The 614-nt window shown below is 62.2% G+C and carries 1 protein-coding gene; it reads left to right on the forward strand.

Features of this window, described 5'->3' with window-relative positions:
- Positions 1-614 (forward strand): AMP-binding protein (locus GCN74_RS28265; RefSeq protein ID WP_152259706.1); only part of this gene is annotated, 614 nt, incomplete at both ends.

Consider the following 614-nt stretch of genomic DNA (forward strand, 5'->3'; position numbering starts at 1 on the left):
ACGGGCATCAGCAAGTTCGACCTGAGCCTGGAGGTGACGGAAGCTCCGCATGGCCTGTCCTGCATCATGGAATACAGCACCACGCTGTTCAAGCCGGAAACGATAGCGCGGCTTTGCCGCCACTTCGCCGCCATGTGCGGGGCCATCGCCGCCGCGCCGGATGCCGCGCTCGATGCGTTGCAGTATGTCGGTACGCATGAACGGCATCAATTGCTGGATACTTTTAACGCGACCGCCAGCGCATACGCGCACGACCGCTGCATTCATGAATTGTTTGCAGAGCAAGCGGCCGCCACGCCCGAGAGTATCGCCGTGTCCTTTGGCACGGCCCAGCTCAGCTATGCCCAGTTGCACGACAAATGCGACTACCTGGCGCAGTACCTGCAATCGATGGGAATCGGCGCGGACGACCTGGTCGGCCTGTACATGGAGCGCTCGCTGGAGCTGATGGTGGGCCTGATGGGCACGCTGATGGCCGGCGGCGCCTACGTGCCGCTCGATCCGGACTACCCGCAGGAGCGGCTCGCATACATGCTGCAAGATACGCAGGCGAAAGTGATCCTGACACAGGCCACTTTCAAGGAGCAGTTGCGCGAGCTCACCGGTCCCGATAC

Source organism: Janthinobacterium sp. FT14W, from assembly GCF_009208755.1.
In the GTDB taxonomy this organism is placed as follows: Bacteria; Pseudomonadota; Gammaproteobacteria; order Burkholderiales; family Burkholderiaceae_D; genus Janthinobacterium; species Janthinobacterium violaceinigrum.